Genomic DNA, 421 nt, shown 5'->3' on the forward strand with positions numbered 1-421 from the left:
GCAATACAGCATTAGGCGGAAGTGCGCAGCAGGAACGCCGACACCTATTTAAGGCGATGCTGACAGAGGCATGGGTGTTCTCGAACTGGCTGACCCACGCCCACTCGGCCACATGGCACGACGCAGAAGCGGCGATTGCGGCGGTCGAGCATGCTCTGGGTCTGGCGTCCTCGTTGGTACTCCGCCACGCAAGGGAGGTGCCTGAACAGTGTCCCGAATGCGGCTCGCCTCATCTATCTCCGCAGGAAGGGTGGCGGGAGGATTTGCCGGAGATCGCGTGGGAACGCCCCGTATGCGGTGACTGTGGCTGGATGGGAAAGGGCGTTCCGATAGGGCCTCGTGACGGTGAGACGGATGAATTGTTCATTCGTGAAGGTGCAGATGAAGGGGACGATTGCGTGATCATGACAGTCCCCTTGGT

At 60.3% G+C, this 421-nt stretch carries 1 pseudogene; it reads left to right on the forward strand.

The annotated features are described in order from the left end of the window. A pseudogene (locus EN780_RS40170) lies at positions 1–421 on the forward strand (gamma-glutamylcyclotransferase); the annotation flags it as partial.

The organism is Mesorhizobium sp. M4B.F.Ca.ET.089.01.1.1 (assembly GCF_004022605.1).
Taxonomy (GTDB): domain Bacteria; phylum Pseudomonadota; class Alphaproteobacteria; order Rhizobiales; family Rhizobiaceae; genus Mesorhizobium; species Mesorhizobium abyssinicae.